The sequence below is a fragment of the Alienimonas californiensis genome (assembly GCF_007743815.1).
GTDB classification, from domain to species: domain Bacteria; phylum Planctomycetota; class Planctomycetia; order Planctomycetales; family Planctomycetaceae; genus Alienimonas; species Alienimonas californiensis.
Genome location: NZ_CP036265.1, coordinates 693,740 through 716,537, shown reverse-complemented (window position 1 = coordinate 716,537; position 22,798 = coordinate 693,740). Strand labels below are relative to the sequence as shown.

The 22,798-nt window shown below is 68.6% G+C and carries 14 protein-coding genes; 6 read left to right on the top strand and 8 right to left on the bottom strand.

The window, feature by feature from the left end; genetic code table 11:
- Positions 1 to 98 precede the first annotated feature (98 nt).
- Entirely contained in the window at positions 99 to 1,190 is a 1,092-nt protein-coding gene (locus CA12_RS22385) for a DUF1559 domain-containing protein (RefSeq protein ID WP_207622120.1), read from the top strand.
- A 227-nt stretch (positions 1,191 to 1,417) separates the two neighbouring features.
- Here CA12_RS22385 and CA12_RS02785 read toward each other — a convergent pair whose 3' ends face one another.
- Positions 1,418 to 3,667 (bottom strand): alpha-amylase/4-alpha-glucanotransferase domain-containing protein, encoded by a 2,250-nt coding sequence (locus CA12_RS02785; RefSeq protein WP_242688108.1) that lies wholly within the window; start codon positions 3,665 to 3,667, stop codon positions 1,418 to 1,420.
- 329 nt (positions 3,668 to 3,996) lie between these two features.
- Here CA12_RS02785 and CA12_RS02780 point away from each other — a divergent pair, with 329 nt between their 5' ends.
- Positions 3,997 to 4,344, top strand: coding sequence for a VOC family protein (locus CA12_RS02780; protein WP_145357362.1), 348 nt, complete (start codon positions 3,997 to 3,999; stop codon positions 4,342 to 4,344).
- A 17-nt stretch (positions 4,345 to 4,361) separates the two neighbouring features.
- Here the strand turns inward: CA12_RS02780 and CA12_RS02775 are convergent, their stop codons facing one another.
- Entirely contained in the window at positions 4,362 to 5,084 is a 723-nt protein-coding gene (locus CA12_RS02775) for a hypothetical protein (RefSeq protein ID WP_145357360.1), read from the bottom strand.
- Between the two features lie 35 nt (positions 5,085 to 5,119).
- Complete coding sequence (locus CA12_RS02770) at positions 5,120 to 6,442, bottom strand: NAD(P)/FAD-dependent oxidoreductase (protein ID WP_145357358.1); 1,323 nt, start codon at positions 6,440 to 6,442, stop codon at positions 5,120 to 5,122.
- 142 nt (positions 6,443 to 6,584) lie between these two features.
- On the opposite strand from CA12_RS02770, the gene CA12_RS02765 reads away from it, so the two are divergent.
- Together CA12_RS02765 and CA12_RS02760 are read left to right on the top strand one after the other, a co-directional pair.
- The gene (locus tag CA12_RS02765; RefSeq protein WP_145357356.1) at positions 6,585 to 7,859 is read left to right on the top strand and encodes a DEAD/DEAH box helicase; all 1,275 of its coding nucleotides are present in this window, start codon (positions 6,585 to 6,587) and stop codon (positions 7,857 to 7,859) included.
- A gap of 144 nt (positions 7,860 to 8,003) precedes the next feature.
- Positions 8,004 to 8,711, top strand: coding sequence for a hypothetical protein (locus CA12_RS02760; protein WP_145357354.1), 708 nt, complete (start codon positions 8,004 to 8,006; stop codon positions 8,709 to 8,711).
- Positions 8,712 to 8,864: 153 nt separating this feature from the next.
- Here CA12_RS02760 and CA12_RS02755 read toward each other — a convergent pair whose 3' ends face one another.
- Positions 8,865 to 9,833, bottom strand: coding sequence for a DUF3644 domain-containing protein (locus tag CA12_RS02755; RefSeq protein ID WP_207622119.1), 969 nt, complete (start codon positions 9,831 to 9,833; stop codon positions 8,865 to 8,867).
- A 172-nt stretch (positions 9,834 to 10,005) separates the two neighbouring features.
- Positions 10,006 to 10,878, bottom strand: a complete 873-nt coding sequence (locus CA12_RS02750; protein WP_145357350.1) for a LysR family transcriptional regulator — start codon at positions 10,876 to 10,878, stop codon at positions 10,006 to 10,008.
- 252 nt (positions 10,879 to 11,130) lie between these two features.
- Here CA12_RS02750 and katG point away from each other — a divergent pair, with 252 nt between their 5' ends.
- Positions 11,131 to 13,650 carry a catalase/peroxidase HPI gene (gene katG, locus CA12_RS02745; RefSeq protein ID WP_145357348.1) on the top strand — a complete coding sequence of 840 codons (2,520 nt, stop codon included), beginning with the start codon at positions 11,131 to 11,133 and terminating at the stop codon, positions 13,648 to 13,650.
- A gap of 226 nt (positions 13,651 to 13,876) precedes the next feature.
- On the opposite strand, the gene CA12_RS02740 is transcribed toward katG, so the two are convergent.
- Positions 13,877 to 14,839 carry an alpha/beta hydrolase family protein gene (locus CA12_RS02740; RefSeq protein ID WP_145357346.1) on the bottom strand — a complete coding sequence of 321 codons (963 nt, stop codon included), beginning with the start codon at positions 14,837 to 14,839 and terminating at the stop codon, positions 13,877 to 13,879.
- Between the two features lie 180 nt (positions 14,840 to 15,019).
- Here CA12_RS02740 and CA12_RS02735 point away from each other — a divergent pair, with 180 nt between their 5' ends.
- Entirely contained in the window at positions 15,020 to 18,223 is a 3,204-nt protein-coding gene (locus CA12_RS02735; protein ID WP_207622118.1) for a DUF6797 domain-containing protein, read from the top strand.
- 40 nt (positions 18,224 to 18,263) lie between these two features.
- Here CA12_RS02735 and CA12_RS02730 read toward each other — a convergent pair whose 3' ends face one another.
- Together CA12_RS02730 and CA12_RS02725 are read right to left on the bottom strand one after the other, a co-directional pair.
- Positions 18,264 to 19,658 (bottom strand): DUF1501 domain-containing protein, encoded by a 1,395-nt coding sequence (locus tag CA12_RS02730; RefSeq protein ID WP_145361264.1) that lies wholly within the window; start codon positions 19,656 to 19,658, stop codon positions 18,264 to 18,266.
- 86 nt (positions 19,659 to 19,744) lie between these two features.
- A complete protein-coding gene (locus CA12_RS02725; RefSeq protein WP_145357344.1) occupies positions 19,745 to 22,780 on the bottom strand; it encodes a PSD1 and planctomycete cytochrome C domain-containing protein in 3,036 nt (1,011 codons plus the stop codon).
- Positions 22,781 to 22,798 lie beyond the last annotated feature (18 nt).

The window sequence follows — 22,798 nt, the reverse complement described above, 5'->3', positions numbered from 1 at the left end:
CCGTCCGGGCGGCGACGAATGCCCGCTTCGGGCCGATCTCTGCCTCAACTCTCTCAGGCCTCTTTCCTTTGCAAGCGTTCCATTTTCCCGCGCGGCGATTGCGCGCCGGGTTCACGCTGATCGAACTGCTGGTGGTGATCGCGATTATCGCGATCCTGGTTTCCCTGCTGCTGCCCGCGGTGCAGCAGGCGCGGGAGGCGGCCCGGCGGAGCCAGTGTCAGAACAACCTGAAGCAACTCGGGTTGGCGATGCACAATTATCACAGCACCTACAAGGTGTTCCCGATGGGGTGCGGCGGAACCAACAACGGCACCGCCCATGGGGCGGCCGGCTATAAGGCGGTCAGCACCGGCCTGAACATGGGCGTCTTTCCCCCGCTGACGCCCTTCCTGGACGAAACGGCGCTCTGGAATCAGATCAGTAAACCGTACGGTCAGGAGTACAGCGGGACGACCCTCGTCGCCGCCGACCCGCAGTGGCCGCCGTTCGGGGGCAACGGCGACAGCAACTACCCGCCGGAGCGGCACACGCTGAACGTCTTAATGTGCCCCAGCGACGGCCCGCTGTTCGGCACCGCCGCGGACACCAACTACGCCGTCAACTGGGGCGACAACGCCGACGGCGTGGGCGACTCGAGCCGCACCAAGGCCCGGGGCATGTTTGTTTATCAGGCCAGTCTGGGACTGCGCGACGCCCGGGACGGCACCGTGAACACGCTGCTGTTCGCGGAGATCGGCCGGCAGCAGGACCGCAGCTACCAGGGCGGGCTGTGGAGAAACGCCTCGAATTATTCGACCCCCGAGGGCTGCCTCGCCGCCGCCAACGACCCCAACAACCCCGGCTTCTACCCGGCCGGCACGGACTACCAGCAGGACCGCGGCGGGGCTTGGTTCCGCTCTCACGGGCACTACTCCGGGTTCACCACGATCCTGCCCCCGAACGGCCCCAGCTGCTCCGGCGGAACCGGGATCGAGAACGACGTGAACATCTCCGCCGGCAGCTATCACACCGGCGGCGTGCAGGTCACGATGGCGGACGGCAGCGTGCGGTTCGTCTCGGAGACCATCGACGCCACCACGACCCCGGCCCTGTCGACCGGCACGGCGAACGTGACCAGCGGACGGAGCCCCTACGGCACCTGGGGCGCCCTCGGCACCCGGGCCGGCGGGGAAGTGGTCGACGACTTCTGAGCCGCCGACCGGCCAGCCGTTTCGACACGCACGCCCCGGACGCTGCCCAGCGTCCGGGGCGTGTTCAATTCGAGAGAGCCACGCGGAGGCGCCGCGTTGCTTGTGAGCCCGGAGCGCAAGCTCCGGCCGTCGGCGTCGCCGGCACGCACAGTCGGAGCTTGCGCTCCGGGCTCACAGTGCGAAACCGCGACGAAGTCCCGCGGCTTCCTCTCGCTCCGCCGCATCGCTCAGGCGGCGCGGAGCCGCATCGCCTCTTTCGTCAGGCCCTTCTCGAGGGCTTGGGCCTGGGCGGCGCTGGCGTCGCAGGTGAGGGTCAGATCCACCGCCCAGCGGCCGTCGGCGGGGACGAGGAACTCCCAGTGCGGCACGACGGCACAGCTTTGGAAGACGCTCTCGAAGCCGGCTTCGCTGCCGGAGACGGTTTCGACCGGGTGGGTCCAGATCCCGCCGGGGCCGCCGCTGCTGGCGGTGCCCAGCTCCAAGGCGGCGTCGAGGCCCAGCCACTCGTCGCACAGGCCCACGCGGTTGGTAGAGGGCAGGTTGAGCGGGGTGTCGAGCGTGCCGCGGCGGACGCCGTGTGCGTCGTAGAAGTAGCGGTCCTCCGCGCTGCCGGCGAGGCCGGCCAGGTGCACGGCGGTGGCGAAATGCACCGGCCGCCCGGCGGGCAGGCCGCTGAACTGGTAGCGGACCGACAGGGCGTTCGAGCCCGCCGCCAGCGTGACCGTCTTGTGCATCCGCACCGCGAACCGGGCCAACCGGGCGGTGCGGCTCATCATCACCGTGGCGGCGGCGGCGGAGCGCTTCAGCGTCGTCTCGAACACGCCAGTGGGGCAGTCGGACAGCTCCCCGCGGCCGGCCCGGAACTCCTCGCGGGTCAGGCCCGGTTCGAGGAAGTGATCCACGAACGCCTTGGTCGGGTACAGGTCGTAGCCGAGCTTCTGCTCGAGGTTCGGCTGCTTGAAGTGGACCAAGTCGTGAATGGAGACGCTTTCCTCGCTGTCGTGGGCCGCGGCCGCGATCTGCGGGTTGGCGGCGTGAGCGAGGATGCGGGCGTGATAGGGCTCCGGCCGGCGGTCCAGCGTCGCCAGCAGGTTGTGCCCGGCGCCGCGGACGTCCAGTTCGTAGCAGATCCCGCCGCGGCTGGGCTTGAGGTAGGCGATCAGCTTGTCGCCGGCCAGCCGGACCTCTTTGCGGGCGTCCAGGTCGTAGTCCTTCGCCGCGACCGCGCACCACCGGCCGGTGCGGCCTTCTAATTCATCAAGAATGCTGTCGGCGGAGATCAGGTGATCGTAAACCGCGTTCCGCAGGTGGGGGAGATACAGCCCGCCGAACGCCCCGTGCCAGTAAGAACAGTTGCACTGCGCTTTATAAAGGTGCGTGCGGGCCTGATCGAGCTTCGCCTTGTCCGGTCCCTCGACGCTTTGCACGAAGGCCTCGAGCCGGGCGGAGACCTCCGTCATCCGGGCGTACATCTCCCGGGCCTCGGGGTACTTCGTGCGGAAGTTCCGCCAGTTTCCGCCGCGGATGTAGGGTTTCAGGGCACTCCAATCGGCCTCGGGCGTTTTCGCCTCGACGAGGTCGTGCAGTTCGGTCTGGCGCTGGGTGTTCAGCGCCCACTCGGTCATTTCTCGGTAGGAGCAGTCCGGCACGCTGACCTCGCCGGCGGGGGGCACCGCGTCGAGGGTTTCGCTGAAGGTGCTGGTCTGCAGCCAGTCGCCGTTCTCGGCGAGGGCTTCGAAGAACTTCCGCAGCCAACCGCGTTCGTAGACGGCCTTCTGGGTGCCGGGCCAGGTGCCGAACTTTTCGCCGTCGTCGCCGAACACCACCGCGGAGCCCTGCGGGGCGCCGGCGGCCTCGCGGGCGGCGGCGATGTGCTTGAGGTAGTTGATCGTCTCCTGCGGCGGCCGGAAGGGCATCAGGTAACGCAGGTGCTCGTCGCCGGGGAACAGGGCGATCAGGCGGCCGTCGTCCTCGGTGAGGAAGTGCCCGTTGAGGTCCTCGTCCCGCAGGCCGGCGGCCCGCAGGTGGCCGTCGTCCAGCACGCAGTATTCCAGCCCCGACTTGGCGATGTCCCCGGCGAACTGCTGCTCCCAGACGCGCTCCGGCAGCCACATCCCGCGGATCGGCTGGCCGAACAGGCTTTTCAGGTGGTGGGAGTACCGCGTCATCTGCCCGATGCGGTCGCGGCGGGGGATGCCGGCGAGGATCGGTTCGTAGAACGGCCCGCCGAGGATTTCGATCCGGCCGGCTTCCACCAGGTCCCGCACCCGCCGCAGGTAGGCCGGGCGGTTCATCTCCAGCCATTCCAGCAGACTGCCGGAGGTGTGCAGGGCGATCCGCAGGGACTCGAACGGCTCGAACTCGTTCAGGAACGGTTCGTAGCTGTCGCGGAAGGCGGCGGCGAACACGCCGTCGAAGTTGCCGACCGGCTGGTGATTGTGCAGGCAGAGAATCAGCCGCAGCCGCGGTGCGCCCACCGGAAACGCTCCCGGGCCCCGGGATCCCTGGCCGACGGACGACGAATGCGGCGGGGAGGGCTGGGACATCGTGCGACGCGGCACGCGGCCGGGGCTGGGGGAGACGGAACGACCGCGCGAGCGGAGGCGGTCGACGGGGGTGTCGCTCAGAAGGGCGCTCGCGGTCCACCCCGAACCCGACGGATCGATTCCCGCGCACCGTGCCTCGCGGCCGCGTGCACGGGAAGCAAGCCGGCCGACGCTGTAGGATAAACCGCCCGTCGGCTCCCGTAAACCGGCCGCGGATTGCCTGACTGTTTCCGTCCGCTCACGCAACCCAAAGCGCCCAGATGCCCGGCTCCAACACGATCAACTACCTCGAACTGCCCATGGCGGACTCGGCGGCGACGCGGGCGTTCTACGAGGCGGCGTTCGGCTGGAGCTTCACGGAATACGGCCCGGACTACCTCGCCTTCGCCGGCGCCGGGCTGGACGGCGGTTTCGACGGCGCCCGCCCGGTCGGCGAGCCGGGCGCCGGGCCGTTGCCGGTGCTCTACCACGCCGACCTTGCCGCCGCCCAGTCCGCCGTCGAGGACGCCGGCGGGACGATCGCGAAGCCGATCTACGCCTTCCCCGGCGGTCGCCGTTTTCACTTCACCGACCCCACCGGCAACGAACTGGCCGTCTGGAGCGAGTGAGGCGCAACTCTCCGCCGTCATTCGCTCCCGTGCCAAGTCACGGCGTCTGGGACGAACGCCCCGTCCTCCCCGACGATCGCTCGCGCGAAACGCACTGCGGGCGACCCGTGTCCAGCGACCGCCGCGAAACTGTCCCAGCCGGTGCCGCAGCCAGAGTTACCGACGGTGTTCCAGTATGCGGCGGCGCCCAACACGACGACCTCATGCCGAGCCGCAAGGTCGGGCGGCGAGAAACCATCCGCACCCGCGGGAAGAGCCCCGTATTCTTCGTAAAGTCTTGCGAACGTTCCTGAGCAGGTGAGCGAGGAAAGGTAGTCGAGTGCTTCCATCACGGCGGTCAGGGGATACCCGGCGCCGGTTTGCACCTTCGCCTCGAATACCGCCAAACCTCCGGAGGGCGTGATGCCGAGAAGGTCGGCACAACGTCCGCGCTGCTTCTCCTGGTTTGGGACGTTGAATCCCAACAATCGGTAGCGGTCGCCGCCGATTTGAAGCACGCCCGCGTATTCTTCCTGGCACTGCTTGAATAGACCGTAGACCGCCCTCGCTTCGGGTCTGCTCGCTTCGGGATGTCCCGCTCGGTCGATGAGCAGCGGCCCGCCCTTGTATGTGCGGTCCTCCGTTCGCTCCGAGTCGAACTGCCGACGCAACATGGCGGTCAGCAACACGGGCCACTCCGGGGTGTCTCCTCGTGATTCTTGAAGGAGTTCCATCCACTGACGGAAAGAGGAGTCGGCCATCTTGTCTCTCGGGGGAGCGGGTAAGGGGGCGGGCGTCACCCTACCGCCAACACCGCCTCCGCGGCGCGGCGGCCGCTGGCCATGGCGCCGTTGACGCTGGGGTCGGTACGCCAGTCGCCGCAGACGTAGAACCCGTCCGCCGTCGTCGCGGGGATCTCCGTCGGCGGGGTGGTCGGCGGGTCGTAGGCGGGCAGGGCCTTGGGGATCGCGATCGTCTTCAGGTGCTCCCAACGCTCCGCCTGCCGGCCGAACCAGACGGTCGCCTGTTTGCGGATCGCCTCGACCAGCTTCGGGGTCTCCCCGGCCGCGCCGACGACGTTCACGGAGATCAACTCCTTCCCCCCGCTGGCGTAGGTCGGGCAGACGCGGGAGAGGAACGACAGGTTGTTGATCGGCCCGCCGCCGCCCTGGCCCGCCTGCGGGCCGTCGCCGTTGAGGATCAGGATCGGCTCGTTCACCGGCGCCCGGTCCGCGGTGAAGTAGACGCAGGTCGTGCCGTGCCATTTCGTCGGGGCGGGGCGGTCCAGTGCGACGCCCAGCGCCTTCGTCGCCTCGCCGCCGGCGGCGAGGACGACCGCGTCGAAGGGCTGCGGTTCGGAACCCTCCACCGTCACGGAGGTCTTCGTCACGGCCGTCACCGTCCGCCGCAGCCGCACGGCGCCGTAGGGCAGGCGGTCGGCGAGCTGCTTCGGCACGGAGCCCATCCCGCCGCCGGGCAGTGTCGCCTGGCCCTCGCCGAACATGCGGAACACGAAGTAGAAGAACCGGTTGCTGGTGGTCAGTTCCTGTTCGAGGAACACCCCGGCGAGGAACGGCCGCAGGAAGCCGTCGATCATCTCGTCGGACAGCCCGGCGTTGTCCCGCAGGGCCGCCAGCGTGGTGCGTTCCGGCAGGTGGAACAGCTTGTCGATCGACCCGGACAGCGCCGAGGCCCGCAGGCCGCCGACCTTCAGCTTGTCCAGCGGGGAGCCCACGCCCAGCGCCGCCGTCTTCATCACCCGCAGCGGCTTGTTCCAGCCCCGCCACGGGTCGTCCATCCGCCGCAGCTTGCCCTTGTGAAACACCAGCGCCCCCGGCCGGAAGGGGTGCAGATCGAGCTGGGAATAATCCAGGTGCCGCTTCGCCTCCGGGTACGCGGTCAGGTGCACCTGAAAGCCGCGGTCCAGCTTGAAGCCCTGATAGCCGTCGGTCCGCACTCGACCGCCGACGCCGTCAGACTGTTCAAAGACGGTCACGTCGGCGCCGCCCTCGTGCAGGACCTTCGCGCAGGTCAGCCCGGCCATCCCGCCGCCGACGACGGCGACCCGTTTGCGATCCGCCGCGGGACCGGCGCTGGGGGAGGGGGCGGAGTCGGCCATGCGAACGGAACGGGCGGAGCAGTGATGGAGCGAATCAACGGAGGCGGCGCCGCCTGATTGTGCGGCCGATCGCCCGGCGAGGGTAGGGAACCGAATCGTCGCGGCCCTACACTGGGGCCTTCCCCCGCACGGACGCCCCGCGATGACCGACCCGAGCCCGCCATTCGCCGCCGCCCCCGAGGTCGCACCGCCTGGCGGCGACGGCGAAGCGGGGGACGTTGCAGAGCGGGGCGAACCGGACGCCCTCGATCGCCTGTTGCCGGGCACGGCGGTGCAGCCGCGGCCCTATCAGGCCCGCATCGTGCGGCAGGCGCTCGCTCACCTCGCCGGCCGGCACATCGATAGCGGCGGCGTGCCGTCCCCCGCGGCTCGCAGCGTGCTGATCGAATCGCCCACCGGCAGCGGCAAGACGGTGATGGGACTTTTAATCGCCAAACTGCTCCAGGAGGAGTTCGGCGTGAAGGTCGGCTGGGCGGCGATGCGGCGGAACCTGCTGAGCCAGACCGCCTCGGAGAACGCGGCGAAGGGGATCGGCGTCGACCCGCTGGTCACCGTCAGCATGTTCGACAAAAACCCGCCGCCGGGGATTGAGCTTTTAATCGTCGACGAAGCCCAGCACGACGCCGCGGCCAGCATGGCGCATCTGCACAATCAATTGCGGCCGCGGTGGATTCTCGGCCTGACCGCCACGCCCTACCGCACGGACAAAATGAAGCTCTGCTTCGACCGCGTGCTGCGGGACGCCGGCATTCATCAATTGATCGGTGACGGCTACCTGAGCCGCTACGACCATTTTTCGATCCCCGCCCACACGCCGATGGGCGTCGCCCAGGCGTATCTCCGCAACCCGGACCGCTGGGGGAAAAGCATCGCCTTCTTCCGCACCCGGGCCGAGTGCGCCGATCTGGAGAACCAACTAACCGCCGGCGGAGTCGCCTGCGAAACGGTCACCGGCGACAGCGACCGCGACGCCCAGCTCGCCCGGTTTCAATCCGGCGAGACCCGCGTGCTGGTGAACTGCATGGTGCTGACGGAGGGTTTTGATAGTCCGGACCTCCAAACCGTGTTCTGCCGGGACAGCGCCAAGGGGCCGACGGTGCAGATGTGCGGCCGCGTGTTCCGCACGCACCCGGCCGTGCCGTTCAAGCAGATCGTGCAGAGCCGCAGCACGAAATGGCCCTTCCCCCGCATCGCCGGCGCCCGCCGGCAGTATTTATGGGAACCTGGCGGCACGGCGGACGATTTGATTCCCGAGGACGAACCCGATCCCCGTTCCTGGGAAGACTGCGGCTGGCGGAGCCTGACGGCGAACCCGCGCATCAATAAGGTCAGCGCCCGCACCCGGTTGGCGATCGCGAAGACGAACGTGCGCCTGCCGGAGATCCTCCGCCCGGCGCCGCGTCCGTTCGGGCGGTAAAGGGCGCGGCGTGTGTCGAGGATGCGTGCGGCGGGCGTTCCCTTCCGAGCGCGACCCGCCCGGCGTGCGGTTCTCGCTTGACAGTTCGGTCCGGTTCGCAGTGTGATTTTCCGCCCCGCTCCGCGCCCGCACTTGGGAGAACCGATGACCGTCCTTCGCGTCGCCGTCGGGATCGCCGCCGTCGGAGCCGTCGCGGTTTCGTGCGGTTTTCGACAGGTCGAGTCCGACGAATTCGACGAGGCGTACGACGCGCACGTCGAGGCGATGGACGGACACGCGGACCGGCTCCTCGCCGCCTTCGAGGCGGAGGAGAAACGCGTCCGGGCGGGGCAGATCGACGGCGGCGTCAAGTTGTCCGTCGAGGAGACGGCGAACCTGCTCCGCACGATGGGGGAGGAGAAAAAGGCCTTTGAGGAGGACGGGCTGATCCCGCTGTCGTTGCCGATGCGCGACCACGCCGGAGAGTTCCTCCTGCGGGGCGCCGAGTCCGGAAAGCGCCTCCGGAAAGCCGCCGAACGCAGCCTGCGGCGGGCGATCCGGGACGACCCGGAGGCGGCCCGGGAGATCCAAAGCCGGATCACGCTGTACATGACCCCCCGCGTCGTGGCCGTCCTGAACGTGAGCGTCGGGTCCCGCAGCGACGAGGACGTGGCGCTCTGGTCCGACGGCACGGCCGGCGAAGAACGCGACCTAAGGTGGACCTGCCGGCGGGGCGTGCTGTCGCTGTCGGGCCAGGAACCCGGCACGTCGACGGGCTATCGGCTCGACCGCATGCAACTCTCCGTGGACGGCCGCTCGATGAACGGCCTGGACGAGAAGGGCAAGATCAAGACCGCCACCCGCATCAAATAAGGCGCCGCATCGGCCGCGGCCGACCAGGCGACGCGACGCCGCGGGGGGAGCGACCGCCGTCGGAGCGGGAGCCGCGTCACCTTCCCAACGGCGGCCGACGGCGCTGACCCCCTGCTCGCAACCCCCCGGCGGCCGACTCCGGCCATCCGTGCCTCAAGTGTCGGCATTGCTTCCACTATTTCCATCGGGAGAGCTTCGCTTGTAATGAGCGTCGAACTTTCTGACGATGTTCGGGTTATACAATATTTTTCGACCCCCATTTGGGTTGTTTGGGTTGAGCAATCGAGTATGTGCCAGCTTCTTGTCTCGTTCAATTTGCTTTCTGAACTTGTGGTAGTCTTTGTTGACCTTGAAGTCTTCGTACCGCTTGCCGAGCCGGGTGGTAAGTATTGAGTAGTCCCAAGGGAACCTGTCTGTGATGTCCTCCTCCGAAAAACGCACCTCCGTGGCGTCCGCATCCTTTGAATACTTGACCGGAACTGCGTCTACCGTGCTGCCCTTATGGAACTTGAGATCAATCCGCAGTAAGAAGTTGTAATCTTCTGATGACTTGCCCGTGCCGTGTCGCGCCTCCACAGAAGAAATGTAGGAGAGCATCTTTTTCTCTTGCGGGTTTAGTAGGGCTCCGCGGGAAGTGTCGAACTCGCGAACGAACGACAGCGGCATCAGGTAGAAGTTGTATCCGTCCAAAATGTTGCCGAACCAGCTGGTTGCTAGATGTAGATAGTTCTGTAGCGCCGCCGTCCCAAGTTCCTGTACAACTAGGCAAAGCGAGATGTCGTCGTTTACGAAGTGGATGGCGTTGTCTCGAACTTCTGTCAACGCAGTCAGGTTGTCTATTATGGCTTGATCGACTTTGACGCCGAAGTCTTCTTGGATGCCTCTCCAGCACTCTTCAATCCCGATCGTCATCGGGTTGCCAGCCCGGTTGATCTTTTTGTGCTTGATCTTCGAGCGTTTGCCGCTCTTTAGCGTTTTGTAGTCCATTACGTACAGGGCGGCGACCTTGTTGCCCGACAGGTTGAGCAACTTTGATTTAAGCAGCAGCTCCCATGCGTTTACGCAAAGTATCGAGAATGTCTCTTCTCGATATTTGAAGTCCGGCTTGTTGTAGATTTCCATCGCTGAGAGCATCGCAGCAACGGACCTCTCAAGCAGGAGTCTGGAACGAGATTTCATTGCGGTATAATAGTGGCTGTAGCATTTGCGCCTCGCTGATGCGAGGCGAAACTAGAAAGGGGCGACGCGGGGTGGCGATGATCGTCCGGCCTTATCTTGCCACTCGCAAGCCTCTCTACCCCGCCCGCCGGCCGCGCAGCACGTCCAGAAACGCCTTCGTCAGCTTGCTGACGTACCGCTCCTGGTCCCAGGCGGCGACGACGGTGCGGGTCGGGCGGTCGCCCGTGAGGCGGCGGTACGCGATGCCGGGGTCCTCGGCGGCGGCGGCGGCGGGGATCAGGGAGACGCCGTGGCCGGCGGCGACCAGCGCCTTCACCGTCGCTAATTGGCTCGTGCGCTCCAGCAGGATCGGCTGCACCCCGGAGCGACGGCAGAAGGACAGCGCCTCCTCCGACAGACAGTGCGCCTCGCCCAGCAGCACGAACGGTTCGCTCTGCAAGTCGCCCACCGTCAGCGTCGGCGTCTCCGCCAGCCGGTGGCCGGCGGGCAGGGCGGCGAGCAATTCTTCCTCATAAAGCCGCTCCACGTGCAGGGCGGGGTCGGGCACGGGGGTGGTCAGCAGGGCGAGATCGCTCTCCCCGGCCCGCACTTTGCGGACGCACTCCGCGGTGACGGTCTCCGCCACCCGCACCTCCGCTTCGGGGCGGATCTCCACAAACGAACGCAGCAGGCCCGGCAACAGGTACGGGGCGAGGGTGGGGATGATCGCCACCCGCACCGCCCCGGTGCGGCCGTCGTCGACCAGCTCCGCCCGGGCGTCGTCCGCCAGGCCGACGATCTTCGCCGCCTGGGTGCGAAAGGTGCGGCCGGCGTCGGTCAGCTTGACCGTGCGGCCGTCGCGCTCGAACAGCGGGCGGCCCAGTTCCCGCTCCAACCCCGCCACCGCCCGACTGAGCGCGGGTTGGGACACCTTCAGATCCTCGGCCGCCCGGGTAAAATTCTCGCGGTCGGCGGCGCGGAGGAAGTAGCGGAGCGGCGTGAGTTCCATGAAGCGACGGCGGTTACGGGCGGACCACGGGACGCCGCCCCGGATTGATGCGTCAAACGCATCGCGGCGGCGCTTCAGTCAATCCGCACGGCTTCGGAATGCAACCCATACGTCGAACGCATGGGCCGGCCATGCGTTCGACGCATGGGCGATATGCGATGTTTGCGGGCGAACCGGCGTCCGCGGCCGTTATCATGGGTCGTTCCGAGCCGGGGCCGACCCCCGCCAGCCACTTCGATTCAAGCAGCGAGCATGATCACCAGATTCCTTCCCCTCCGACCGACGGCCGGCGTCGCCGCGCTCTGTTTCGCCGCCTCCGCCTTTGCGCAGCAGGGGCCGACGGTCACCAAGCCGGGCACGCCGCCCTCGGAGTCCGGCCCGCCGCCGGGCGAGGTCGCCGGCGACAAGCCCGTTCCCGCCACCCCCGGCGACGCCAAGCCGGGTGAAGGCAAACCGGGTGAAGGACAGCCCGCCGAAGGTCAGCCGGGCGACGGCGTGTGCCCGGTGATGGGCGACATGAGCGGGGGCGGGGCGAGTCCGTCGACCGCCGCCCGGTCCCGCACCACCGGCGCGTACTCCAACCGGGAGTGGTGGCCGAACCAGCTCGACCTGTCGATCCTGCACCAGAACCCGCCGTCGCTGAACCCGCTGGGCGAGGAGTACGACTACGCCGCCGAGTTCGCCACGCTCGACCTGGAGGCCGTCAAGAAGGACATCAAAGCCCTGATGACGGACTCGAAGGACTGGTGGCCGGCCGACTACGGCCACTACGGCCCGTTCTTCATCCGCATGGCCTGGCACAGCGCCGGCACCTACCGCACCTTCGACGGCCGCGGCGGGGCCTCCTCCGGCACGCTGCGGTTCGCCCCGCTGAGCAGCTGGCCGGACAACACCAACCTGGACAAGGCCCGCCGCCTGCTCTGGCCGATCAAGCAGAAGTACGGCCAGAAGCTCTCCTGGGCGGACCTGATGATCCTCACCGGCAACTGCGCCCTGGAGGACATGGGCCTGGAGACGTTCGGCTACGGCGGCGGCCGCGAAGACCTGTGGGAGCCGGAAGCCGATATTTACTGGGGCTCCGAGACCGAATGGATGGGCAACGAGGCCCGCTACACCGAGAACGAAGAGACCGGCGAACGCGAGCTTGAGATGCCGCTCGCCGCGTCCCACATGGGGCTGATCTACGTCAACCCGCAGGGCGTGAACGGCGAGCCGGACCCGCTGGCCAGCGCCCTGGCCATCCGCGACACCTTCGGCCGCATGGCGATGAACGACGAGGAGACCGTCGCCTTGATCGCCGGCGGGCACACGTTCGGCAAGGCCCACGGCGCCGGCGACCCCACCGAGTACGTCGGGGCGGAGCCGGAAGGCGCCTCCCTAGAGGAGCAGGGCCTCGGCTGGAAGAACAAATACGGCGCCGGCTTCGGCGACAAGACGATCACCAGCGGCCTGGAGGGCGCCTGGACCAGCACCCCGACGCAGTGGTCCAACGGCTACTTCGACAACCTGTTCGGCTACGAGTGGGAACTGACCAAAAGCCCCGCCGGCGCCTGGCAGTGGAAGCCCAAGGGCGACGAGGGCGCCGGCACCGTGCCGGACGCGTTCGACCCCGCAAAGACCCACGCCCCGATGATGTTCACCACGGACCTCTCCCTGAAGATGGACCCGATCTACGGGCCGATCTCCAAGCGGTTCCATGAGAACCCGGACCAGTTCGCCGAGGCCTTCGCCAAGGCCTGGTACAAGCTGACCCACCGCGATATGGGCCCGGTGGACCGGCTGCTCGGCCCGGAGGTCGCCCCGGCTCAACTCTGGCAGGACCCGGTGCCGGCGGCCGATCACCCGCTGGTCGACGCGGACGACGTCGCCGCGTTGAAGAAGAAGACGTTGGAGTCCGGCCTGTCCACCGCCGACCTGGTGAAGACCGCCTGGGCCAGCGCCTCCTCCTTCCGCGGCTCGGACATGCGGGGCGGGGCGAACGGCGCCCGCGTCCGGCTGGAACCGCAGCGGGACTGGGAGGTCAACGAACCGGAGCGGCTCGCCAAGTCCCTCCAGACGCTGGAGGAGATCCAGAAGGAGTTCAACGACGCCCAAGACGGCGGTAAGCGGATCTCGCTGGCCGACCTGATCGTGCTCGCCGGCGCCGCCGCGATCGAGGACGCCGCCAAAAAGGCCGGCCACGACGTGACCGTGCCCTTCGTCGCCGGTCGCACCGACGCCACCGCGGAGATGACCGACGCGGAGTCCTTCGAGCCGCTCGAGCCGGTCGCGGACGGTTTCCGCAACTATCAGGCCCGCACCGTGACCCAGCCGGGGCCGGAACTGCTGATCGACAAGGCCCAGCAGCTCACGCTGAGCGTCCCGGAGATGACGGTCCTGGTCGGCGGCATGCGGGCGCTCGGCGCCAACGCCGGCGCCGGCCCGATGGCCGAGTTGGGCGTGCTCACCCAGACCCCGGGCACGTTGAACAACGCCTTCTTCAAGAACCTGCTGACGATGGACGTCGTCTGGAAGAAGGCCGGTTACTGCGACTTTGTTTATGAGGGCTACGACCGGGAGACCGGCGAGCAGAAGTGGACCGCCAGCGGCGTCGATCTGGTGTTCGGCTCGAACGCCCAGCTCCGCGGCATCGCCGAGGTCTACGCCGCCGACGCCGCTGACGAGAAGTTCGTCCGCGACTTCGTCAAAGCCTGGACGAAGGTGATGACCCTGGACCGCTTCGACCTGGAGCCGTCCGAGAAGGCCGACGCCGACCGCGTCGCCGTGCGGTAACCCCGCCGCCGACCGCCCCGGCGGAACGATCGACCGTCGCGGTTCGCCGCGGCGGTCGTTTTTAATTGGCGGCGAACTATATGAGCCCGGAGCACAAGCTCCGGCCGTACAACACCAACCCGAAGCGTCAGCGAGGGCGCCGGCCGCCGGCCGATGAGCGATCGCCCTCGCTGACGCTTCGGGTTGGTCTCCGTTCGAGCGTCACGCCACGCTGACCTGGGACGGTCTATTTTTCCGCTGGATCCCCGCCCGCCGCCGGCGCCGCGAAGGTGCCGTGCTCGATCAGCCAGTCGGCCAGTTCCTCAATCGCCTCCGGCGTTTGCAGGCCGTGCGGGTGATGGCCCAGGCCCGGCTTGAGATATACCTTCACCGTGCCGCCGGCGGCCCGCAGTTTGCGGACCATTACGTCGGCGTTGTCGGCCGGCGGGACGACCTCGTCCGCCCCGTTCAAGACGAACACGACCGGCGGCCCCGGCTCCCCGTCCGCCCGCGGGGCGGCGAGCTTGTCCGTCAGCCTTACCGGGCTGCCCTCGAACGCCGCCAGCGTCTCCGGCGTCACCCCGTAGGCGGTCATGCAGGCGACGCTGGTCGCCCCGTTGTCGGCTCCCGGCCAGGAGCGAATATCGCAGACCGGATTGTCGCCCAGGACGGCCGCGACGGTCTCCGGGTAGTTCGCGGCCCAGGCGAAGATCGGCAGCCCCCCGCGGCTGAGTCCCTCGAAGATCCCCCGCTCCCCCAGCCCCAGCCGGCGGAGTTTTTCATAGAACCCCCGCCAGCGCTGCATCGCCCGCGGCCCGCCGAAGTCCTGGGCGACGTCTTTATAGACAATATGAAAGCCCCGCTTCAGCAGTTCCACGTCCAGTTCCGTCGCCACGCCGGGGAACCGGGCCCGCCAGACCCAGGCCCGGTCCGCCCGGGGGGCCTTCGGGGCCACAATCCATTCGTCGCTGTCCGCACCGGTGAAAGTGAACCGTGTGAAACCGTGCCAGTCGTCCGTTTTGTATGACAGGTCCCCCGCGGCGGGCTGCTCGGCCTGAGCCGCCGCAATGCGGTCCTTCAGGGAGAACGCCTCCGCGGGCTCGTCGGCGCCGGCGCCGGCGGCCGTCCCCGCCGCGATCAATCCCAGCGCCACGAGGGTAATGCGGCGGACAAACCGGACCGGGGGACGAACGACGGCGGGCGACGACATGAACGGGGCTCCAACGGACGGGGGGAACGCGAACCGGGCGAACCTACCCGCAGACGCCCCCCGACCGCACCCCTGCCCGCCGCCGGCGTTCCCGCGGCCTGCGAGGCGGGCCGCCCGACGGTGCGGGGGCGGGACGGGGACGTTAGGGTCGGCGAATCCCGATCCGTTTCGGAACCCGACGTGTCCCTCAGCGAGACCCCGACCGTGCCACGCCCGCAGGCCGCCCCGGACCGCACGCCCCGCAGGCCGTCGTGCATTACGGCCGCCCTGATCTTCGCGCCGGCGCTCCTCGTCGCTCCGGGGACGGTCGCTCCGGGGACCGCGGCGGCGGCTGACGCCTCGCTGCATGAGCGGCTCCAACAGGCCGACCCCGCCGTCGTCGCCCGGGAGGCCCGGCTGCGGGGCGACGCGGCCCGCGGGGCCCTCGTCTACTACACCTCCGCCGCCGCCTGCGTGAACTGCCACGCGGCGGAGCAGGGCCGCTCCCCGCTGGGGCCGGACCTGACGCAGTTTGAGGAAGGCGTGACGGACGCGTACCTCGTCGAGGCCCTGCTCAAACCCTCCAAAGCGATTCGCGAGGGCTATCGGACGGTTCAGCTTCTCAAAAGCGACGGGCAGATCGTCAGCGGGATGTTCGTCCGGGAGGACGACGCCGCGATCGTGCTGCGGGACGCGGAGAACCTGGAGCGGGAGCTCGCCGTCCCGAAGGCGGACGTGCTCGAACGGGGCGAGGCGGAGACTTCCCTCATGCCGGACGGCCTGGCGGCGACGCTGCCGTCCGAGCGGGCGGTTCTCGACCTGCTCAAATACCTGTTCGCCCTGCGGGACGGCGGCCCGGCCCGGGCGGCGGAATTGAAGCCGCCCGCGGAGCAATTGGTCGTGCAGGACGACACGGCGAACCTCAATCACGCCCGCATCGTGGCGGCGGTGGAGAACGGCTCGCCCCGTCGCGGCCGCGACCTCTATCGATCCAACTGCGAACAATGCCACGGCCCGGACGGCGACACGCCCTCGCTGGCGACGGCCCGGGCCTTCGGTAAAGAGCCGTTGAAGTTCGGCGCCGACCCCTACGGCATGTTCCAAACGCTCTCCCGCGGCAACGGCCTGATGCGGGCGATGCCCTCGCTCTCCCCACGGGAGCGGTACGAGGTCGTCGGTTATATCCGCAACGAATTCATGAAGGACTCGAACCCGAGCTATCGGCCGGTGACGGAGGAATATCTCGACGCGCTTCCCAAGGGTACGGAGGACGGCGAGTTCGAACCGCCCGCCGACCGCGATCACGGCCCCGCCCTCGCCTCGCAACTCGGCCGGGAGGTCGAAAGCGCCCTCACCATTTGGCTGGGGGAGCTGTCGATCAGTTACGATCTGCACTCGATGGATCAGGCGGGGCTCTGGTCCGGCGGGTTTCTGAACCTCGACGCCACCCAGCACAAACGTCTGCGGGGCGAGGGTTACGCCCAACCCGGCGGCAAGTCCGTGCCGGCTCTCGACCTGTGGCGTTGGGGCCACGACGGCACGCTGGACTACCCGACCGACGACCTGCTCCCCCGCGGCCCGCTGCCCGAGCGCTGGCTGGATTATCACGGCCATTATCTACACGGCGACCGGGTCGTGCTGTCCTATGCAATCGACGGTCGGGAGATATTGGAAGTCCCGTCTCCAGTGAAGGGCCGCGCCGGCGTGCGGCATACGTTGCGGATCGGCCCCGGCCCGGAATTGATTCTCGCCGCCGGCCGGTCCGGCCCGGACGCGGTTCCCCCGCAACTGTTCGGCGAGATCGACGGTCTCGTGCAGGAGGTGGACGAGAAAGGCCGCTGGGTCGTCCGCATCCCGGCCGGCGAGCGGTCGCGGTTGATCGACGTCCTGCGGTTCGCCAGTACGGAGGACGATCGGGGCGCCGGCGAACTCGCCCCGCTCGACCCCGCGCATCTGCTCGCCGGCGGCGGCCTGCGGTGGCCGGAGACGCTGGAGACCGTCGGCCTCCGCGGACTTCAAACCGGCGCCTATGCGGTCGATACGCTTACGCTGCCGGAAGCGTCGCCGTGGAACGCCTGGTTCCGCACCGCGGCCCTCGATTTCTTCCCCGACGGCCGCATGGCCGTGGCGACCGTCGGCGGGGACGTGTGGATCGTCTCCGGCATCGACGACGACCTGTTGAACCTCCGCTGGCAGCGGTACGCCGGCGGGCTCTACGAGCCGTTCGGGTTAAAGATCGTCGACGGGCGGATTTACGTCACCTGCAAGGACCGCCTGACCCGGCTGCACGACCGAAACGCCGACGGCGAGGCGGACTTCTACGAGAGCTTCAGCTCCGATACGGACGTCTCCACCTATTACCACGCCTTCAACTTCGACCTGCAGACCGACGACGAAGGCAACTTCTATTACGCGAAAAGTGGGCAGTACACGGACTATCAACTGCCCGGGGCGGTGGTGAAGATCTCGCCGGACGGGCAGCGGCGGGAGGTCGTCGCCACCGGCTTCCGCACGCCCAACGGCATGGGCGCCCTGCCGGACGGGCGGATCGTCGTCAGCGACAATCAGGGCAACTGGATGCCGGCTTCGAAGATTAATCTTCTCGAGCCGGGCGCCTTTTACGGTTACGTGCAGACCCACGCCTCCGGCGCCTGGGCGCCCGACGGCGGGGCGATCGATCATAAAAAGGTCGTTCCGCCGGAGAGTTTCGACCCGCCGATGCTGTGGATGCCGCAGGAGGTCGACAATTCCTCCGGCGGGCAGGTCTTCGTGGACGACCCGCGGTTCGGCCCGCTGGCCGGGCGCCTGTTGCACACCAGTTTCGGGCAGGGTCGGCTGTTTTATCTGATGACGCAGGAGATCGACGGCCGGATGCAGGCGGCGGTGGTGCGGTTCCCGCACGACTTCGACACCGGCATCATGCGGGCCAACGTCAACCCGGCCGACGGGCAGGTCTACGTGACGGGGATGAGCGGCTGGAACGCCAACGGCCGGGGCAATCTGGCCGACGGCGGCATCGCCCGCGTCCGCTACACCGGCAAGCCGATGCGGATGCTCGCCGACTGTCAGGTCGTGCCGGAGGGGCTGCAACTCTCCTTTAACTTCCCGCTCGATCCGTCCGTCCCGGAGAACCTTGAGGGACTCTCGGTGACGGTTTGGAACTACAAGTGGACCGCCGGATACGGTTCGCCGACGTATCGCCCGGACGACGGGAAACCCGGCACGCAGGAACTCGAGATCGCCGGGGCGACGCTCAGCGAGGACGGCCGAACGCTGACGCTCCGCACGCCGGACCTGCGGCCGGTCGATCAATTGCACTTGGAAGTGAACGTCCGCGGGGCGGACGGGACGTCGTTCTCCGAGGAGGTCTACTGGACGATTCACAACGTCCCGGACCAGCCCTGACCCGCCTCGCCTGATTCGCCGGCGCCGCGGCGCCGGCGAATCAGGCGAGGACGCCGTCGATCACGTGCCCTTTCACGTCGGTCAGCCGCATGTCCCGGCCGCCGAAGCGGTACGTGGACCGGGTGTGGTCCACGCCCAGCAGGTGCAGAATCGTGGCGTGCAGGTCGTGCATCTCGACCCGGTTTTCAATTGCTTTATAGCCCCATTCGTCGGTCGCCCCGTAGACGGCCCCCGCCTTCACGCCGCCGCCGGCCAGCCAGACGGTGAAGCCGTGCGGGTTGTGATCGCGCCCGTTCTTCCCCTGGGCGAAGGGCGTGCGGCCGAACTCCCCGGCCCACACGACCAGCGTCTCGTCCAGCAGGCCGCGGCGCCGCAGGTCTTTTAATAATGCGGCGATCGGCTGATCGACGGCCCGGGCGTTCTGCTCGTGGCCCTTCTTCAGATTGCCGTGCTGGTCCCAGCGGTCGTGGCCCACGCCGGGGCAGGTCAGTTCGACGAACCGCACGCCCCGCTCGATCATCCGCCGGGCCAGCAGGCACTGGGACCCGTAGATACGGGTCGGTTCGAACTCGGCGTCGAGGCCGTAGAGGCTGCGGACTTCCGCGGACTCGCCGTCGAGTGCCATCGCCTCCGGCACGGCCATCTGCATGGCGAAGGCCAGTTCGTAGTTCTGAATGGCGGATTCGAGGCTGTCGTGCGCGCCGAAGTGCTCGGCGGCGAACCCGTCCAGCGCCCCGATCAAGTCGAGTTTCTCGCGTTGCCGTTCCGTCGTGCTCTCCAGGGGCTGGACGTTCGCCACGCCGCTGCCGGACGGTTTGAACACCGATCCCTGAAGGCTGGCCGGCAGGAAGCCGCTGCCGAAGCAGTCCAGCCCGCCGGGGGGAATCAGCCCGCCGTTGATCACCACGAACCCGGGCAGGTTCTGCGACTCGCTGCCCAGCCCGTAGTTCACCCAGGCCCCCATGCTCGGCCGGCCCTGCAATCCGCTGCCGGTGTGCAGGAAATAATTCGCGAAGGTGTGCTCCGGGAACTCCGACGTCATGGAACGGATCACCGCCAATTCGTCGGCGCAGGCGGCGACGTGCGGAAACAGGGCGCTGACCGGCAGGCCGGACTCGCCGTGCTGAGAGAACTTCCACGGGCTGGCGAGCACGTCGCCGTTGTTGTCGAACTGGGTCGGCTCCACATCGAACAATTCGCCCGGGGACCGTCCGTCGTAGCGGTCCAGCATCGGCTTGGGGTCGAACGTGTCGACCTGCGACGGGCCGCCGTCCATATACAGGAAGATCACGTTCTTCGCCCGCGGCGGATGATGCGGGCCGTGCCCGGCGGAGACCGCCGGGGCGGACGCGGCGTCGGCGAAGCCAAAGGCGGAATCGGCCTGCAGGCCGGCCAGGGCGACCGCTCCGAAGCCGCTGGCGCAGCGTCGCAGCATCTCGCGGCGACTCGTCGGCGCCGCCCGCAGCGGGGCGTTCGGGGCGGAGCCGGCGGCTCGTTCGCAGGGGTAGCGGAAGGAGACGTTCATCGGAGGAAAATGAACTCCTTTGTATTGATCAACGCATGCGCCAGATCGGCCCATAACGCGTCGTCCTCCGGCGGTACGCCGCGGGTCTGCGCCTGCTCCTGGAGGAAGGCCGCGGCGACGGCGAACTCCCGCTCGGCGGGGGGACGGGCGAACGCGGTGCGGTACAGCCATTCGACCCGCTCGCGGGGGGAGGGGGCCGCCGCGAGCGCCCGCTCCGCCCAGCCCTGAGCCTGCTCAGCGACGAACGGGTCGTTGAGCAGGATCAACGCCTGGGCCGGCACGTTGGAGACGTTGCGGCGGCCCATCGTGCTGAAGGGGGCGGGGGTGTCGAACGTCAGCATGAACGGCGACAGAAAGTTCCGCCGCACGGCGAGATAAATCGACCGTCGCCCCGCCCCGTCGAGCGGTCCGCTGCGGGACGGACGGCCGCGGCCGTCCATAAACTGCGTGAGGTGAACCGGCACCGACCGGCCGTACATCGTCGGGTCCAGTCGCCCGGAGAGCGCCAGCAGCGCGTCCCGGATCGCCTCGCCCTCCAACCGCTTCGGCGGCCGGTAGCTCCACAGCCGGTTATTCGGGTCGGCGTCCGCCGCCCCAGATGGGGGACGGCTGCTGAGTTGATACGTCCGCGACAGCACGATCGTGCGGATCGTCTCTTTAAGGCTGCGACCGTTCTTCAAAAACTCCGAGGCGAGATGGTCGAGCAGTTCCGGGTGCGTCGGCCGCTGTCCGAGTACGCCGAAGTCGTCCGTGGTCGGCACGAGGCCGCGGCCCATGAGATGGTGCCAAATCCGGTTCACGGCGACGCGGGCGGTGAGCGGGTTGTCCGGGGCGTTGATCGCCGCGGCGAGCTGCAACCGGCCGCTGCCCGCGGGGATGTCCATCGGCTCCGGGCCCGCGACGGCCGTGAGAAAGCGCCGCGGCGCCGCGGCGCCGGGCATCGCGGCGTTCCCCCGGATGAAGATGCGGCCGTCCTCCCCGGAACCGTCCCCCATCGCCATCGCCAACTGCGACCGGCGTTGGATCTGTTCGCCCAAGGCCGCCCGCTCCGCCGCCCAGGCCGCCGGCAGTTCGGGCGCTTCGTCCTGAAGCAGCCCGCGGGCCGCCGCCGCGTAGGCCGTCAGCGCCGCGGCGTCCGCGGCGGCGAACTCGTCGAGCCGCTTCCGCTCTGAGCCGTCGAGACCCTGGGCGACGAAACGGACTTCCAATTGGGCGCCCTCGGCCGGGATGAATTCGAGGTGCAGCCGGTGGCCGACGTAGCGGTCGAGTTTGAGCGTCGTCCAGTCGCCGCCCGCGTTGATCGTTTGAATCGTCTCGCCGTGCAGCGGCCCGGCGACGAGGCGGTGGGAGTCGACGCAGGCGACCACATGCCCGGCCCCGCGGACGCGGCAGTGCAGCGTGCCGTGGTCGAGGCGAAAGGTCGGCGTCCGCAGCGTCCGGCCGCTGCCGCGCAACGGGGCGAGCTTGCTTTTATTGCTCGTCGCGGGCTCGGCGACGGACTCCAGCCCGTGCCACAGCGGATCGCTGATCGCGGCGTCCGCGGCTGCGAATTGCAGTTCGGGCGCGTCGTCCGGCTGCGTCCAGTACGGCTCCCCGCGTCGCGTCGGCCGGGCCCCGAAAAGGAATCCGTCCTGCCGATACTCGACCTCCGGCAGCGAGCCGTAATCGACGACGATGCGGTCGGCCAGCGCCCCCTCAAAAGGCGTCGGCGCCGGCGGCGGATCGACGCCGCGCTCCCGCAGGAACTCGGCGATGCGGGTTCGATACTCAGCGTCGACGGCGGCCAGTCGCTCGGCGACGCCGCGGTTCCGCTCCAGCGATTCAAACCGCACCTGCCGGTAATCGCTGCTCTGCAAGAACCCGGTCAGCGCGTAATAATCCGCGGTCGAGATCGCGTCGAACTTGTGATCGTGACAGCGGGCGCAGGAGACCGTCACGCCCAGAAAAGCTTTCGACATGACGTCGATCATATTATCGAAGCGATCTGCCTCGTCCTTGCGGACGTCCACCGGGGAATGCACCCATTCGCCTAAGAACCAGAAGCCGGCTCCGAGGGTCGACTCGTTATAGCCCTCCTCCGGGTGGAGCCGCGGCTCCGTTATTAAGTCGCCGGCGAGGTGCTCCCGGACGAGTTGATCGTGGGGGACGTCCGCGTTCAGCGCCCGGATAATGTAATCGCGGTATTGGAAGGCGTTGGGGGCGTCGTTGTCGAACTCATGCCCGCGGGACTCCGCGTAGCGGACGAGGTCCAGCCAGTGCCGGCCCCAGCGTTCGCCGAAGGCCGGCGAGGCGAGCAGTTCGTTCACCAGCGCCGCCGTCGCGTCCTGGGAGTCGTCGGCGAGGAACGCCTCCAGCCGCTCCGGCGTCGGCGGCAGGCCCGTCAGGTCGAACGACAGCCTTCGCAGCAGGGCCGCCCGGTCGGCGTCCGCGGCGGGGGGCAGCCTGTGCGCCTCCAGCCCGGCGAGGATGAACCGGTCGATGGTCGACCGCGGCCACGCCCCGTCCGCCACGGTGGGGACCGGCGGCGGTTCGATCGGCTGCCAGACCCAGTGCTCCCGCCGGCGGGCCTCCAGATCGAACTGCGGGCGGTCGACCTCCGCCGCGGGGGCGGCTTCCTCCGGCCACGGGGCTCCCAGGGCGACCCAGCGTTCCAGCGTCGCGATGTCCTCGTCCGACAGTTTGCCGCTCGGCGGCATCTCGTAGGACTCGTACCGCACCGCCTCGATCAGCAGGCTTTCGTCGGGCGCCCCCGGCACGAAGGACGCCCCCGTGTCGCCCCCCCGCAGCAGCGCCGCCCGGCTGTCGACGGCCAGCCCCGCCTGCAACGGCTCCGATTTCGCGCTGTGGCACTCGTAGCAATGCTCCGCCAAGAGCGGCCGGACCTGTCGTTCAAAGAATTCCAGCTCCGCCGCCGCGTTCGCCGAGACCTCGCTCGCCGGCGCCGGGCCAGGTTCGTCAGCCCGGGCGTGAGGGAGCAGGGCGCCCAGTAACGCCGCCGCCGCGACGCGGGTTGAAGCGACGGCGAACGACATGAATGGAGTCCTCGGAGA